Annotated in this window: 15 protein-coding genes; 6 read left to right on the top strand and 9 right to left on the bottom strand. The window is 65.8% G+C overall.

Going from position 1 to position 13,533, the window contains the following annotated elements; translation table 11 throughout:
• Nucleotides 1-7: 7 nt before the first annotated feature.
• Nucleotides 8-1,732, bottom strand: a complete 1,725-nt coding sequence (locus FLQ03_RS11585; protein ID WP_144370895.1) for an autotransporter assembly complex protein TamA — start codon at nt 1,730-1,732, stop codon at nt 8-10.
• A 188-nt stretch (nt 1,733-1,920) separates the two neighbouring features.
• Between FLQ03_RS11585 and FLQ03_RS11580 the strand changes: the two genes are divergently transcribed.
• On the top strand, nt 1,921-2,325 hold the full coding sequence (locus FLQ03_RS11580; protein WP_144370894.1) for a VOC family protein: 405 nt from the start codon (nt 1,921-1,923) through the stop codon (nt 2,323-2,325).
• Here FLQ03_RS11580 and fliB read toward each other — a convergent pair.
• Complete coding sequence (gene fliB, locus FLQ03_RS11575) at nt 2,314-3,546, bottom strand: flagellin lysine-N-methylase (RefSeq protein ID WP_144370893.1); 1,233 nt, start codon at nt 3,544-3,546, stop codon at nt 2,314-2,316. The two genes, FLQ03_RS11580 and fliB, sit on opposite strands and share 12 nt — an antisense overlap.
• Before the next feature lie 74 nt (nt 3,547-3,620).
• Nucleotides 3,621-4,517: an alpha/beta hydrolase family protein gene (locus FLQ03_RS11570; RefSeq protein WP_144370892.1), complete on the bottom strand. Its 897-nt coding sequence runs from the start codon at nt 4,515-4,517 to the stop codon at nt 3,621-3,623.
• 96 nt (nt 4,518-4,613) lie between these two features.
• On the opposite strand from FLQ03_RS11570, the gene FLQ03_RS11565 reads away from it, so the two are divergent.
• The 4 genes from FLQ03_RS11565 (at nt 4,614) to FLQ03_RS11550 (ending at nt 6,657) form a co-directional block, all read left to right on the top strand.
• A complete protein-coding gene (locus FLQ03_RS11565) occupies nt 4,614-5,219 on the top strand; it encodes a TetR/AcrR family transcriptional regulator (protein ID WP_144370891.1) in 606 nt (201 codons plus the stop codon).
• The gene (locus tag FLQ03_RS11560) at nt 5,216-5,545 is read left to right on the top strand and encodes a low molecular weight protein tyrosine phosphatase family protein (RefSeq protein ID WP_144370890.1); all 330 of its coding nucleotides are present in this window, start codon (nt 5,216-5,218) and stop codon (nt 5,543-5,545) included. The genes FLQ03_RS11565 and FLQ03_RS11560 overlap by 4 nt, the downstream gene beginning before the upstream one ends.
• A 68-nt stretch (nt 5,546-5,613) precedes the next feature.
• Complete coding sequence (trxC, locus tag FLQ03_RS11555; protein ID WP_144370889.1) at nt 5,614-6,060, top strand: thioredoxin TrxC; 447 nt, start codon at nt 5,614-5,616, stop codon at nt 6,058-6,060.
• Between the two features lie 270 nt (nt 6,061-6,330).
• Nucleotides 6,331-6,657, top strand: a complete 327-nt coding sequence (locus tag FLQ03_RS11550; protein ID WP_144370888.1) for a hypothetical protein — start codon at nt 6,331-6,333, stop codon at nt 6,655-6,657.
• Here the strand turns inward: FLQ03_RS11550 and FLQ03_RS11545 are convergent.
• From FLQ03_RS11545 to FLQ03_RS11525, 5 genes are all read right to left on the bottom strand, one after another.
• A complete protein-coding gene (locus FLQ03_RS11545; protein ID WP_144370887.1) occupies nt 6,647-7,450 on the bottom strand; it encodes an EAL domain-containing protein in 804 nt (267 codons plus the stop codon). The genes FLQ03_RS11550 and FLQ03_RS11545 overlap by 11 nt on opposite strands.
• A 79-nt stretch (nt 7,451-7,529) precedes the next feature.
• Nucleotides 7,530-8,648: an ABC transporter permease gene (locus FLQ03_RS11540; protein WP_144370886.1), complete on the bottom strand. Its 1,119-nt coding sequence runs from the start codon at nt 8,646-8,648 to the stop codon at nt 7,530-7,532.
• Between the two features lies 1 nt (nt 8,649).
• Nucleotides 8,650-9,585: an ABC transporter ATP-binding protein gene (locus tag FLQ03_RS11535; protein WP_144370885.1), complete on the bottom strand. Its 936-nt coding sequence runs from the start codon at nt 9,583-9,585 to the stop codon at nt 8,650-8,652.
• A complete protein-coding gene (locus tag FLQ03_RS11530; RefSeq protein WP_144370884.1) occupies nt 9,582-10,541 on the bottom strand; it encodes an HlyD family secretion protein in 960 nt (319 codons plus the stop codon). Before FLQ03_RS11530 ends, FLQ03_RS11535 begins: the two co-directional genes overlap by 4 nt.
• Entirely contained in the window at nt 10,538-11,071 is a 534-nt protein-coding gene (locus FLQ03_RS11525; RefSeq protein ID WP_144370883.1) for a TetR/AcrR family transcriptional regulator, read from the bottom strand. Before FLQ03_RS11525 ends, FLQ03_RS11530 begins: the two co-directional genes overlap by 4 nt.
• 244 nt (nt 11,072-11,315) lie before the next feature.
• On the opposite strand from FLQ03_RS11525, the gene FLQ03_RS11520 reads away from it, so the two are divergent.
• Nucleotides 11,316-11,609, top strand: a complete 294-nt coding sequence (locus tag FLQ03_RS11520; RefSeq protein ID WP_240802263.1) for a hypothetical protein — start codon at nt 11,316-11,318, stop codon at nt 11,607-11,609.
• Between the two features lie 93 nt (nt 11,610-11,702).
• On the opposite strand, the gene lpdA is transcribed toward FLQ03_RS11520, so the two are convergent.
• Nucleotides 11,703-13,490 carry a dihydrolipoyl dehydrogenase gene (lpdA, locus tag FLQ03_RS11515; protein ID WP_144370882.1) on the bottom strand — a complete coding sequence of 596 codons (1,788 nt, stop codon included), beginning with the start codon at nt 13,488-13,490 and terminating at the stop codon, nt 11,703-11,705.
• Nucleotides 13,491-13,533: the final 43 nt, after the last annotated feature.

The raw sequence follows: 13,533 nt of genomic DNA, 5'->3' as shown, positions 1-13,533 counted from the left end.
TGCGAGGTCAAAATGCCAATCCCAGGTTAAGGTTCCAGCGCCAGCGGTGATCGCGTTCACCGCGCGCAATGTCGAAAGCCAGCGGGGCGATGGGGCTGAGCCAGCGCACGCCGGCGCCCCAGCCCTTGGCCACGCGCAGGTCTTGCCAGCTGTTGGCCGCGTCGCCGGCGTCGTAGAACAGCGCGGCGCGCCAGTCACGCGTCACGGCGTACTGGTACTCCAGGCTGGCCGTGGCCAGCACACGGCCGCCGGTGACGGTGCCGTCGGTGTCGATCACCCCCAGGCTTTGGTAGTTGTAGCCGCGTACGCTGTTGACGCCACCGGCCTTGAACAGACGCGAGGCGGGCACTTCGGAGCTGTCCTGGGCCCACACCTGGCCGGCTTCCAGCCGCGACACCAGCGTGCTGCGGGTCATGAACGATGGTGTCCAGTAATTGGCCAAGCGCAGGTAACCGCGGCTGAAACGGGTATCGCTGGCGAGGTTGCCCACTGTGGTGGCGGCCTGGGCTTCGATCAGGTAGCCGCGGCCGGGGCGCAGCGCGTTGTCGATGGCGCGCTGGGTCCAGCCGTAAGACAGCACCACCGCCTTGTTATTGCGGGTGAGCTTTTGCGCCAGCGATTCGCGTTCGATCAGGTACTCCAGGCCGATGCGCGCCTCGATATTGCCGTCCTTGCGGATACGGAAGCCGCCCAGCTCGCTGGCGTCGGTGACGGTATTGTCTTCTTCGCTATGGCTGCGGCGCAAGTTGATGGCATGCGAGTAGCCGCTGGCGGTACGCGGAAAGCCCAGGCCGAGGTCCAGCTGCTGGCGCGACTTTTTCCAGTCGTAAACCACCGAGCCGGTATAGCCGCGCTTGAAAATGTTGTAGTGCTCGTAACCCAGGCGCACGCCGGGGCCGTCGCCGGTGCTGAAGTTGAAACCGGCATCCAGCTTTTGCCGCTTCACCTCGTTGACGATCACCTGGATCGGCACCTGTTCGCCGTCACGCGCTTCCCATTGCGGTGCCACCACCACGTTGCTGTAGTGGCTGTCGGCTTCCAGGCTGGATTGGTAGGCCAGCAGGTCGGCCTGCTTGTAGGGGCTGCCCTGGCGGAAGTTGGCCTGCCCCAGGATGACGGATTCGGGGTAACGCTGCGCCCCTTCGACACGGATGGGGCCAAAGCTGATGCGTGGGCCGCTGTCTACCGTGACGTTCAGTTCGGCGCGCCGCGCCACCGGGTCGATATCGGCTCGCGCCTCGGTAATGCGCGCCAGCGGAAAACGCTGCAACAGCAAGGGGCGCAGCACGCCCTTCTTGCTGCTGTCCCAGTCGTCCTGGCGGAACTGGCCGCCAATCGGCAGCAGCCACTCTTCCAGCGCGGTGCGGATGAACTGGCTGTAATCGGCCTCCTGCCGCACCGGGCCGGTGAAGGTGACGTTGACGTCGAACACCATCACCGGCTCGCCCGGCACCACGCTGACCCGTACCGTATTGCCGTCCTGCTGCACGCTCACTTGCGGCGAGAAATAACCCTCGGTTTCCAGCAGCTTTTTCACCTCGTCCGGCGTGCTGCCCACCATCGCTTGCAGGTCGCTGTCGCGCAGCGCCTCGTCCTCGCGCAGCTGGGTGAGGTCGAGGTTGGCCTCCAGCAAGGCTTTCAGGTTGTCCGGCGCCACGATGTCGACGCGGTAGTCGAGGGCAGCGTGGGCGGTCAACGGCAACAGGGCAATGAACAGCAGGCAACGGCGCATGATGAAAGGGCAAGGCGGGGTGGACGCTCCATGTTAGAGCAGAAGCCGGCAAAGCAAAACACCAGCGCAAGACAGTGTCAATTTCGATAAGTTTCTGCCATAAAATGACGCATGTTTGGCAAGCTTTGCCATCAGTTTGGCCCACTGCAGCCAAAGCGGTCATACTTGCCGGTTTGGGGAGAAAACCGATGCCAACACAGCTATCCCGCGTGGCCCTGGTGGTGCGCGACTACGACGAAGCCATTGCCTGGTACCGCGACAAGCTGGGCTTTCACCTGCTGGAAGACACCCCGCAAGGCCACAAGCGCTGGGTGGTGGTGGCCCCACCCGGCGGCAACGCCGCGCTGCTGCTGGCGCGCGCGGCCAACCCCGAGCAAGCCGCCTTCATCGGCAACCAAGCCGGCGGGCGCGTGTGGCTGTTTCTGGAAAGCGACGACTTCCAGGCCGACTACCAGCGCATGCTGGCCGCCGGCGTGAGCTTTTGCGAGCAGCCGCGCCACGAAGACTACGGCTGGGTGGTGGTGTTCGAAGACCTGTACGGCAACCGCTGGGACCTACTGCAGCGGCTGCCGCCGGCAACGTCAGGGCAGTAGCGGCAACAGCGCTTCCAGCCGGGTCAGACCGCTGCGTTGCAGGCTGCCGGCCATGGCCAGCAGGAAGCTGCGGTCGTGCTCGCAGGTGCGCTCCAGCGTCTGGATCACCAGCACCATGTCGTCGAGCGTCACGCCGCCGCGCTCGGCCGCCAGTGCCGCGCAGAAACCGCGCACCCACAGATACGCCACCACCAGCGACGCGTACGCTTGCGCTGGCGGCATGCCGTCATCCAGCGGAAAGGTGCGTACCTGCATCAGGTTCAGCAGGTAATTGCGCAGCACGTAATCCAGCTCCAGGTCTTCCAGCCGCATCTGCCACGCGGCCAATAGCGCCGGGTAGCTGCGGGCGTACTGTTCGGCGCTGTCGCCCATCACCCGCCGTACCCGTTGCATGACGCTGCCAAAGCGCGGCTGCGCGTCGGCCCTGGCCTGCGTACGCGGCATGGTGGCGAACAGGTGCAGCAGCCGGGCCTGGCCTGCGTAGTCCGGCCGCACGGCGGCCAAATCGGCCAACAACCCGTCCTCAGCGGCCAGCGAAGTCCGGATATCGTCCAGCAAAGCCAGCTGCTGGGCAGGATCGTGACCGGCCGGCAGGTCCTGCACGCACTGGCACAGTACACCGCACACCGCCAGTGCTTGCCACAGCGCCAACGCCGGCTCGGCCATCAGTTGCAGGCACAGGTAATGCAGCTCTTGCGCAGCCTGCTGCGCGGCATCCGGCTGCGCCGCCAGCGGTTGATGCAACACGTCGGGCCGCAACGGGCGCTGCAATTCGGTAAACGCCATCGCGTCCGGGCTGGCCAGTGCCAGACGGGCGGTTTCCGGACACGATAGCGACGCCACCTGATGCAGCACGCCGTTCAGCCGGTAGTGGTGGCGGGGGTAGGCAAAACAGGTGTGCGACAAGGCCGCCTCGCCCAGCCGCGACTGGATGCGGCACAGCCGGCTGCTGTCCAGCATCGGGCAATCGCCGCTGTGGCCCGCCGCGGCAATACGCCCATACGCCAACCTACGCTGGCCGGCCGGCAAACGCTGCAGATGCTGCCGGAACAAGGGCTGCAGCTCGCGATCGGTGCAGGCCTGGTAACGGGCGTAGGTAGGCTGGTCCAGTTCGATGGTCCAGCTGGTGGTACAGCAGGTATCGGGGCACACCGGCCCGTTACAGGCAAAGTCAGCCAGGTAGGCCGGTGCCAGAAAACTGGCCTGCTCGTCGATTGCCATGAAGGTCGCCCCTTGCCGTGCTGTGCATTATCGATAATGCATCATCGTAGCGCAGTCGCGACCTGGCGTCGCCCTCACGCTGGCTGCGCCGCCGTGCTGCGCGGGGCCTGCGTATCGAACCAGTCCAGCATCTCCTGCCACAACGGCTGCGCGTGGGCGCGGAAGTAGCCCATGTGCCCCAACTTGCCGTACTGCGCCGGGTCGAGGTTGCGACGCTGTTGCGGCGCCTGGCGGTAACCGTCAAAAAACGCGTCGCGCGAACGTGGCATCGCCCACAGATCGTCCAGCGCGGTGGCAGCGACCAGCGGGGTCCGCACGCTGGCAAAGGCGTCGTGTACCCAGGCACTGGCCGGGTCGTCAAAGAAATAGCGCGGAAAGCGGCACCAGTGCCGCCATTGCCAGAACACCCCTGCCGGCAGGTCTTCGCCTATCCCCAGCATCGCCCACGGCGAATAGCCTTTCCAGCGCGTCAGCCACGGCAGCACCGTGGCCCACATGAAGCGCACGCGCAAACTCTCGTACCACGGCATCCAGCCATGCCAGCCTGCGCCCACCCCCAGCGCGTACGCAGCGGTTACCCGCTGGTGATTGGGCAGCATGCCCAGCGCGTGGCCGCCGTACGAGTGCCCCACCCAGTACAGCGGCAGCGGCCCGTCCGCCATCGCGTCCACCGCGGCGGCCAGGTCCAGCTTGCCCCAATCGGTGTACTGCATGTCAAAGCCGCGCAGGCTGGCCGGCCGCGACTGGCCAATACCGCGATAGTCCAGCGTCAGCACGCTAAAGCCGGCCTGCTGCGCATGCTCGGCAAAACGGCGGTAGAAGCGCTGCGGTACACCGGTGGCAGCGGCCACAATGATGCGGCCGCGCGGCCTGCCGGCAGCCTGGAATAGCGTTGCGGCCAACGGGTAGCCATCGCGTGCCGGCAAGGTAAACGCGTGCACCGTACCGGGTGCCGTCTGGGGTAGGGTCATGGTGGGCCTCTCGTGCGTTGCCATACTTGCGCTATGACAGTCGTTATAGAGATTTCGATGCTAGACTATGACGACTGTTATAGCAAGATGACACCGATGAACGATTCCGCTGCCGATCCCCGTCAACGCCTGGTACTGGCCGCCGCCGACATGCTGCGCCATCGCGGCCTGAACGCCACCAGCGTGCGCGAAGTAGCCAAGCTGGCGCAGGCGCCGCTGGGCTCTACCTACCATTACTTTCCTGGCGGCAAGCCGCAGCTGATCAGCGAAGCGGTGCAGCTGAGCGGCGAACAGGTGGCCCGCTACCTGACGCGCACCTTCGCCGCCGGCCCGCGCGACGGGCTGCTGGCGTTTGTCGCGCTGTGGCGGCAGCTGTTGCAAGACAAAGCCTGCCGCGCCGGTTGCCCGGTCATGGCCGTGGCCGCCGATGACAGCGCGGCCGACGACGACGCGCCGATGTTGGCCGCGGTGGCGGCTGCCATCCGTGCCTGGCAGCAACCGCTGGTAGCCAGCCTGCAGCAGGCCGGCCTGCCGGCGGCGCGGGCCACCCGGCTGGCCACCTTGCTGATTGCCGCGGTGGAAGGCGCCATCCTGCTATGCCGGGCACAAGGCGACACCACGGCGCTGGACGAGGTGGCAGCAGAGCTGCTGCTATTGCTGGATAAGGCCTTGGCAGAGGCGGCGACACAGGACGCGCCATGAAGCGGATATTGTTCATCTGCAGCCAGAACCGGCTGCGCAGCCCCACCGCCGAGCAGGTATTTGCCGACTGGCCCGGCGTGGAAACCGCGTCCGCCGGCCTGCTCAACGAAGCCGAAAACCCGGTCACGCCCGAGCTGCTGGCCTGGGCCGAGCTGATTTTCGTGATGGAAAGGGCCCACCAGCGCAAGCTGTCGCGCCAGTTCCGCGCCCACCTGCGCCACGCGCGCATTGTCTGCCTCGACATCCCCGACGACTACCGCTACATGGACCCGGCCCTGGTCGAGCGGCTGCTGGCACGGGTGCCGAAATGGCTGCCGGCGCGGTGACACTATCAATCACTTGAAACGATTGGTCGGCACCACCATGTGCGCCGGGTACCTCAAGGAGAACGCCGATGACCACCCCTGACGCCCGCCATCTGGTGTGCCCGCACTGCGACGCCATCAACCGTGTGCCCGCCAGCCGCCTGCAAGACCAGCCCAATTGCGGCCAGTGCCACCAGCCGCTGCTGCATGGCAAGCCGGTGAACCTGACCGTGGACAACGCAGAACGCCACCTCAGCCGTAACGACATCCCGGTACTGGTGGACTTCTGGGCGCCATGGTGCGGCCCGTGCCAGATGATGGGCCCCGCCTTCGCCCAGGCCGCCGCCGCGCTGCCGCAACTACGCTTTGCCAAGATCGACACCCAAACCGAAACCACGCTGGGGCAGCGCTTCAACATTCGCAGCATTCCCACGCTGGTGCTGTTCGTGAACGGCCGCGAAGTGAAACGCCAGGCCGGCGCCATGGACACCGCCAGCATTCAGCGCTGGGTGATGGGTGCGCTACAGCAAGCGTGAGCGTGTTGTGAGATGAGACCGCCTGCCCATCACCCTGTGCGACATTGCCGGTGAACCCCACCTCGCAGCAGCAGACAATTGTTGCGGCCATGCCGCAGCAATAGGCCATCAACCGCCTCCCGCTACGGAAATTTCAATAAATAGCGGTTGGATATCAAGGCGGGATGACACGGCAGCCACCTCTCGCGGCCAACGTGTTGCACGGGAAATGCCATGCTTGAGCAGATACGGCAATCTTGGCTGCGTCGTCCACGATGCAAGGAGTACACCATGCTGCACGATTGGTTGATCGGCCTGACTCTGGCCGGCTTGCTGGGCATGCTGGGGCAGGGCTTACGGGTCATTGCCGGCCTGAAGAAGATGAACGACGATCTGGCAGCCAGCCAGAAAAGCGTACGCAGCGAACTGGAGCCCGGCCGGCTGCTTACCAGTTTGCTGATCGGCTTCATCGCCGGCTGCAGCGGCTTTCTGCTGATGGATATCAACCTGACACAACCGATAAGCCGAGATATGGTGTACAGCCTGATGGGTATCGGTTACGCCGGTACCGACGCCATCGAGGCCTTCATCCGCAAGACGCCCATCGTCAAGAGCTGAAAGCTACCCCGGCCGGCCACACCTCGGCGATATCGTGCACGCATTGCTCGAAGCGCGGCTGGCCAAACAGATAGCCCTGCACCAGGTGCACGCCCATGTCCTGCAGGCAGGCCAGCTCGGCGGCAGTTTCCACCCCTTCGGCAATCACCTTCACCCCCAGCTCGTCGCACAGGCGCGCCACGTTGGCCACGATGATGCGGCTGGCGCGCTTTTGCTCGATACCGCGCACCAGCGCCATATCCAGCTTGACGATGTCGGGCTGGAAGTCTGCCAGCAGCGTCAGGCCGGCGTAACCGGCGCCAAAATCGTCGATGGCAGTCATGAAGCCGATGCGGCGGTACTCGCGGAACACCTGCGACAGCCAGTGGCCGTCGTTTACCTGCTCGCTTTCCACCGTTTCGAAAATGATCTGTTCGATAGGAAAACCATGCTCACGCGCCGCCTGCAAGGTGGTACGGATGCACACCTCCGGCCGGTAGATGGCGTTGGGCAGAAAGTTGATCGACAGCCGGCTCTGCATACCCAGCCGCGCAGCGATCTCGATGGCCTTGACGCGGCAGGCCTGGTCGAAGCGGTAGCGGTTGCTGTTGTTGACCCGTGCCAACACGCTCATCGCGCCCTCGCCAGCCGGCCCGCGCACCAGCGCCTCATGCGCAAACACGGTACGCGAGCGCACGTCGATGATGGGGTGGTAGGCGTAACTGAAGGCGAAATCCAGCGCGCCACCGTCGCGGCAGTCGCCACACTGCAGCGGGCGGGTACCGTCCAGGGAAACCAGGTTGAGCTTGTTCATTGGCAGGCGGGCCTCGGCGGGCGGTTGGCTAGGACACTGCATTATAGCGAATACGGCAGCGCCGCCTTGCCGGCGCGCATCAATCCAGCGTGCGGCGGAACGTTTTCAGGCACACCGCCAGTACCAGCGCGATGAACAGCAACAGCGGCCAGATTGCCGGCCACAGCAGCGGCAGGCCGTTGCCCTTGAGCAGGATGCCGCGCACCAGGATCAGGAAGTGGGTCAGCGGCAGCAGCTCGCCGATGGCCTGCGCCCACGCCGGCATGCCGCGAAACGGGAACATGAAACCGGACAGCAGCATGGACGGCAGAAAGAAAAAGAACGTCAGCTGCATGGCCTGCAGCTGGTTGCGCGCCAGCGAGCTGAAGGTAATGCCCAGCGTCAGGTTGGCCACAATGAAGACCAGGATCACGCCGTACAGCAGCAGCAGGCTGCCCTGCATCGGTACCGCAAACAGCCAGCGCGCCGCGGCCAAGGTCAGCGTCACCTGCAGCAGGCCGATCATCACGTAGGGCACCATCTTGCCGCTGATGATCTCCAGCGGCGTGGCCGGCGTGGCCATCAGGTTTTCGAAGGTGCCGCGTTCGCGCTCGCGCGTCATCGCCAGCGCCGTCATCAGCACCATGGTCATGGTGAGGATCACCCCCAGCAGGCCGGGCACCACGTTGTAGGCGGTCAGCCCTTCCGGGTTGTAGCGGCGGTGCACGCGCAGGTCGAACGGCGGCGTACCCGCCACATAACCTGGCAGATCGGCCGCCAGCACCTCGGCGCCCAGGCGGTTCAGTACGTTGATGGCGCCGCCGGTGGCGCTGGGGTCTGTGGCGTCAGCTTCCACCAGCAGGCTGGCCGGCTCGCCGCGCAGTGCGCTGCGGTTGAAGCCGGGCGGAAAGGTCACCACAAACTGTACCTGGCCGCGCTGCAGCTGCTGCTCGGCCTCGTCGGCGCTCAGCGCCGGGCCGATGGCGAAGTAGTCGCTGTTGCGCATCGCCGCCACGTAGGCGCGGGCAAACGGCCCGCCGTCGGCCATCACCACGGCGGTAGGTAACTGGCGCGGGTCGCTGTTGATGGCGTAGCCGAACAGCAGCAGCTGCACGATGGGCAACACCACGATCATGCCGAAGGTAAGGCGGTCGCGGCGCAGCTGAGTCAGCTCTTTCAGCAGGATGCCCAGCCAGCGGCCGAAGGAAAATCCGTTCATGTCATGCCCCCGCAAACTGGTCCTGCACCCCTTGCATCAGGTGCATGAAGGCGTCTTCCAGCGTGGCCTCGCCCGCTTGCAGTTGCAGGCCGTGCTGCGCGGCAAACGCGCCCAAGCTGCGCTGCAGCGCTTCGCCATCGCGGCCGCTGATGTGCAGCGTCTGGCCAAAGCTGGCCACCTGCTCCACCCCGGGCAACTGCCGCAACTGCGCCAGTGTGGCGGCGGCATGGTTGCCGCTGAGCAGCCAGGTGTGCAGCTGCTGCGCGGCCACGATCTCGGCGGCGGTGCCGGTGGCCAGCAGCTTGCCGTAGGCGATGTAGGCCAGTTGGTGGCAGCGTTCGGCCTCGTCCATGTAATGGGTGGACACCAGCACCGTCATGCCCTGCGCCGACAGGCGGTGGATTTCCTCCCAGAAATCGCGCCGCGCCTGCGGGTCCACGCCGGCGGTCGGCTCGTCCAGCAGCAACAGCCGGGGCTGATGCAGCAGGCAGGCGGCCAAGGCCAGCCGCTGCTTCCAGCCGCCGGACAGCGTGCCGGCCAGTTGGCCGCGCCGGCCGCTCAGGCCCAGGTCGTGCAGCGCCTGCCGTACCCGCTCGCGCCGCTGCGGCAGCGAAAACATGCGCGCCACGAAGTCCAGGTTCTCCTCGATGGACAGGTCGTCCCACAGCGAGAACTTCTGCGTCATGTAGCCCACTTGCCGCTTGATGGCGGCGCTGTCGCGGCGTACGTCCAGCCCCAGGCAGTGCCCCTCGCCGCTGTCCGGCGTCAGCAGGCCGCACAGCAGGCGGATGGCCGTGGTCTTGCCGCTGCCATTGGGGCCGAGAAAGCCGAAAATCTGGCCGCGGCCAACCTGCAGCGTCAGGTCGCACACCACGTGCTTGTCGCCGAAGTGCTTGTTGAGGCCACGCACGTCGATGGCGAGGTCGGCGGTGTTCATGCGGCCCCCTTCGCCGGCAGGCGTACGCTTAGCGGCAGCCCTGGTGGCAAAGCCGGCTGGCCGGGCAACGGTAACGCCTCCACGCGGAACAGCAGCTTGTCGCGGCGGCCTTCGCTATAGATCACCGGCGGCGTGTATTCGGCCTGGTTGGCGATGAAATCGATGCGCCCGCGTACCGGCGCTGCACAACCATCGCACAGCGCCTCGATCTCGCTGCCAACGGCCAGTTGCGCCAGCACCGGCTGCGGCACGAAGAAGCGCAAGCGGCGCCCGTTGGCGGGTAACAGGCTGGCAACCGCTTTGCCCGCCGGTACCCACTCGCCGGGGCGGTAGTAGGTATCGCTGATCACGCCGCCCTGCGGTGCCTGCACCTGCTGCCGCGCCAGCAGCCATGCTTTTTGCGCCAGCTGCGCACCCGCCGCGCTGGCATCGGCCTGCGCCGCCTGGGCTTCGGCCTGGCGGCCGAGCGGTTGGCGCGCCAGTTGCAGCTGCGCGCGCAGGCTGTCGCGCTGCGCTAGCGCTTGCGACTGTGCGTTGCGGGCGTCGTCCACCCGCGCCGTGGACACAAAACCGCTGGCCGCCAGTTGCTGCTCGCGCGCCAATTGGCGTGTCGCCTGCACCAGTGCCGCCTCGGCCGCCGCCAGGCTGGCCTGCAAGCTGGCCACCTCCTCGCTGCGGCGGCCTTGCTGCAGGTTGCCGGCACGGGCGCTGGCCGCGCGTTGCCGTGCCGCCGCCTCGTCTACTGCGTAGCGGTCGCTTTGCGCTTCCACGGTAAACAGCGCCTGCCCGGCCTGCACCGTGCTGCCGCGCGGCGCGGCCAACGTCGTCAGATAACCGGCCTGCGGGGCCGACAGATAAACGTACTCGCCCTCCACGTAGCCGCCGTAAGTCTGCGACGGCGCCGGCTGGCACGCCGCCAGCCCCAGCGCCAGGCTCACCAGCAGGATCTGTTTCATGCTTGCCCCTCCCCGTTTGCTTGCGCCCGCGGCAGCAATGCCAGCATGGCTTGCAGGCCGGCGTCGATCTCGGCGGCGCTGTCGTCGTTCTGCCGCCCCAGGTTCAACAGACCCAGGCCGATCAGGCTGCCGTGCAGCGCCGCCAGTTGCGCGTCGCTGGGCGCGTAGCCGGCGGCGAGCAACCATTGCCGCAGCATGGCGCGGACCTGGCTGGCCAGTTGCACCAGGGTTGGCCGCAAGGCCGGGTCCTGATCGGCAGCCAGCACCAGCGATAGCAGCATGCGCACCCGCGGCAGAAAGCTGACCCCGGCCACCAGCCCCGCCTGCGGCGTAGCGTCGGCCTGACGTACCTGCGCCAGCGAGTGCTCGGCCAGCGCCAGCAACAGGTCGGCACGGGTAGGAAAGTAGTAAGTGAGATGGCTCTGGCTGACGCCGGCCGCCTTGGCGATGCGCGGCTGGCTGAGCGCCGGGTAGCCCTCGTCGTACAGCAGGGCCACACCGGCCTGCAGAATGCGTTGCTTCACGTCCATGTCTTGCCCCTGTCTGCGACATGGACACAGTATTGGTAGACATACCAAGAAATGCCAGCGCAACGATAAAAACAGCAGGGCGGTACGTCAATTTCGTTAACAAGGTAGCAACAGGCAACAGCCACAGCGGCTAGCACCTGGCGGCAAGCGAAGGCAATCAGACTGACATTTGAAATCAGAAATCATTCGGCATTTATTCATTGGCGATAAAATACTCTGCCAAATCCAGCCACGAGCACTTACCATGATCGCCCTCCCACGCGACCTGATGCTGGCCGCACTAGGCTGCCTGCTCTGCACAGCCAGCCTGGCCAAGGCCCCGCTTACCACACTGAGCGACCAGCAGATCGCCGAGCAACTGATCCAGCAGTCCATCCGCCGCTACCCGGGTAACTGCCCCTGCCCCTACAACAGCACAGCCAATGGCCGGGCGTGCGGCAAACGCAGCGCCTACAGCCGCCCGGGCGGCCAGGCCCCGCTGTGCTACGTCGAAGACGTTACTCCGGCCATGATCCAGCGCTACCGCCAGCACGGCTGATCGCTCGCGGCCGTCAGCACGCAAAAAGGGCAAGCCCGTGGGCTTGCCCTTGCTACCTTGCCGTGCGGCCAACGTTGGCCGCAGGCGCGGGGTTTACTTCTTGCGTTGCGGCGGCAGGTCGGTGCAGCTGCCGTGTGCCACTTCGGCGGCCATGCCGATGCTCTCGCCCAGGGTCGGGTGCGCATGGATGGTCTTGCCGATGTCGGTGGCGTCGCAGCCCATTTCGATCGCCAGGCAGATTTCGCCCAGCATGTCGCCGGCGTGGGTACCCACGATGGCACCGCCGATCACCTGATGGGTCTCGGCGTCGAAAATCAGCTTGGTGAAGCCTTCGTCACGACCGTTGGCGATCGCGCGGCCAGAGGCAGCCCACGGGAACACCGCTTTTTCGATCTTGATGCCGTCACGCTTGGCGATCTCTTCGGTCACGCCTACCCAGGCCACTTCCGGGTCGGTGTAGGCCACGCCCGGAATCACGCGGGCGTCGAAGTAGGATTTGCCGCCGGCGCAGTTTTCGGCTGCCACGTGCGCCTCGTGCACCGCCTTGTGTGCCAGCATCGGCTGGCCAACGATGTCGCCGATGGCGTAGATGTGCGGCACGTTGGTGCGCTGCTGTTTGTCCACTTCGATGAAGCCGCGGTCGGTCACGGCCACGCCGGCGTTTTCGGCGCCGATCAGCTTCCCGTTCGGTGCACGGCCGGCAGCCACCAGTACCAGGTCGTAACGCTGCGGCTCTTTCGGGGCCTTGGCGCCTTCAAAGGTCACGTAGATGCCGTCTTCCTTGGCTTCTACCGCCACGGTTTTGGTGCCGGTCATGATGTTGTCGAAGCGATGGGCGTTGTACTTTTCCCATACCTTCACCAGATCACGGTCCGGGCCTTGCATCAGGCCGTCCATCATTTCCACCACGTCCAGGCGCGCGCCCAGCGTGGAGTACACGGTGCCCATTTCCAGACCGATGATACCGCCACCGATCACCAGCATCTTGCCGGGGACGGTTTTCAGCTCCAGCGCGCCGGTGGAATCCACGATGCGCGGGTCTTGCGGAATGAACGGCAGATTCACCACGCGGCTACCGGCGGCGATGATGGCGTTCTTGAACTTGATCACCTGCTTGGCGCCGGTCTTGTCCTGACCGCTGCCTTCGGTGGTTTCCACCTGCAGGTGGTACGGGTCCAGGAACTGGCCAACACCACGCACCACTTGCACCTTGCGTGCCTTGGCCATGCCGGCCAGGCCACCGGTGAGTTTGCCGATGACTTTTTCCTTGTAGCCACGCAGCATGTCGATGTCGATTTCCGGCGCGGCAAACTTGATGCCGTTGGCGGCCAGGTGTTTCACCTCGTCGATCACCGCCGCGTTGTGCAGCAGCGCCTTGGACGGGATGCAGCCCACGTTCAGGCACACGCCGCCCAGGGTGGCGTAACGCTCGACCAGGACCACTTTCAGGCCCAGGTCGGCCGCGCGGAAGGCGGCGGAGTAACCGCCAGGGCCGGCGCCCAGTACCAGCACGTCGCATTCGATGTCGGCAGCACCGGCGTGGCTGGCCGCTTGCGGCGCAGCAACCGGGGCCGGGGCAGCTTTCGGTGCCTCGGCTGCCGGCGCAGCTGCCGGTGCCGGGCTGGCGGCCGCAGCGGCGCCAGCGGCTTCGATCACGGCAATGACGTCGCCTTCGGAAATCTTGCCGCCCACGGCGGTACGCAGCTCTTTCACCACGCCAGCGTGTTCGGCCGGCACTTCCATGGTGGCCTTGTCGGTTTCCAGCGTGATCAGGCTGTCGTCCTTGGCAACGGTGTCGCCCACTTTCACGAACACTTCGATCACGTCCACATTGCTGTGGCCGCCGATGTCCGGCACTTTCAGTTCAATCAGATTGCTCATGGTTTTCCATCCGCAATATAGGGCGGGCAAGGCATCGCCTGCC

This window comes from Vogesella urethralis, from assembly GCF_007644045.2.
In the GTDB taxonomy this organism is placed as follows: Bacteria; Pseudomonadota; Gammaproteobacteria; order Burkholderiales; family Chromobacteriaceae; genus Vogesella; species Vogesella urethralis.
This window is presented reverse-complemented; position numbering and strand designations above follow the sequence as displayed.

Bases quoted from the DNA above. Each gene is read 5' to 3' on its own strand.
- FLQ03_RS11585 (WP_144370895.1), bottom strand. From the start codon at position 1,732: ATGCGCCGTTGCCTGCTGTTCATTGCCCTGTTGCCGTTGACCGCCCAC.
- FLQ03_RS11580 (WP_144370894.1), top strand. From the start codon at position 1,921: ATGCCAACACAGCTATCCCGCGTGGCCCTGGTGGTGCGCGACTACGAC.
- fliB (WP_144370893.1), bottom strand. From the start codon at position 3,546: ATGGCAATCGACGAGCAGGCCAGTTTTCTGGCACCGGCCTACCTGGCT.
- FLQ03_RS11570 (WP_144370892.1), bottom strand. From the start codon at position 4,517: ATGACCCTACCCCAGACGGCACCCGGTACGGTGCACGCGTTTACCTTG.
- FLQ03_RS11565 (WP_144370891.1), top strand. From the start codon at position 4,614: ATGAACGATTCCGCTGCCGATCCCCGTCAACGCCTGGTACTGGCCGCC.
- FLQ03_RS11560 (WP_144370890.1), top strand. From the start codon at position 5,216: ATGAAGCGGATATTGTTCATCTGCAGCCAGAACCGGCTGCGCAGCCCC.
- trxC (WP_144370889.1), top strand. From the start codon at position 5,614: ATGACCACCCCTGACGCCCGCCATCTGGTGTGCCCGCACTGCGACGCC.
- FLQ03_RS11550 (WP_144370888.1), top strand. From the start codon at position 6,331: ATGCTGCACGATTGGTTGATCGGCCTGACTCTGGCCGGCTTGCTGGGC.
- FLQ03_RS11545 (WP_144370887.1), bottom strand. From the start codon at position 7,450: ATGAACAAGCTCAACCTGGTTTCCCTGGACGGTACCCGCCCGCTGCAG.
- FLQ03_RS11540 (WP_144370886.1), bottom strand. From the start codon at position 8,648: ATGAACGGATTTTCCTTCGGCCGCTGGCTGGGCATCCTGCTGAAAGAG.
- FLQ03_RS11535 (WP_144370885.1), bottom strand. From the start codon at position 9,585: ATGAACACCGCCGACCTCGCCATCGACGTGCGTGGCCTCAACAAGCAC.
- FLQ03_RS11530 (WP_144370884.1), bottom strand. From the start codon at position 10,541: ATGAAACAGATCCTGCTGGTGAGCCTGGCGCTGGGGCTGGCGGCGTGC.
- FLQ03_RS11525 (WP_144370883.1), bottom strand. From the start codon at position 11,071: ATGGACGTGAAGCAACGCATTCTGCAGGCCGGTGTGGCCCTGCTGTAC.
- FLQ03_RS11520 (WP_240802263.1), top strand. From the start codon at position 11,316: ATGATCGCCCTCCCACGCGACCTGATGCTGGCCGCACTAGGCTGCCTG.
- lpdA (WP_144370882.1), bottom strand. From the start codon at position 13,490: ATGAGCAATCTGATTGAACTGAAAGTGCCGGACATCGGCGGCCACAGC.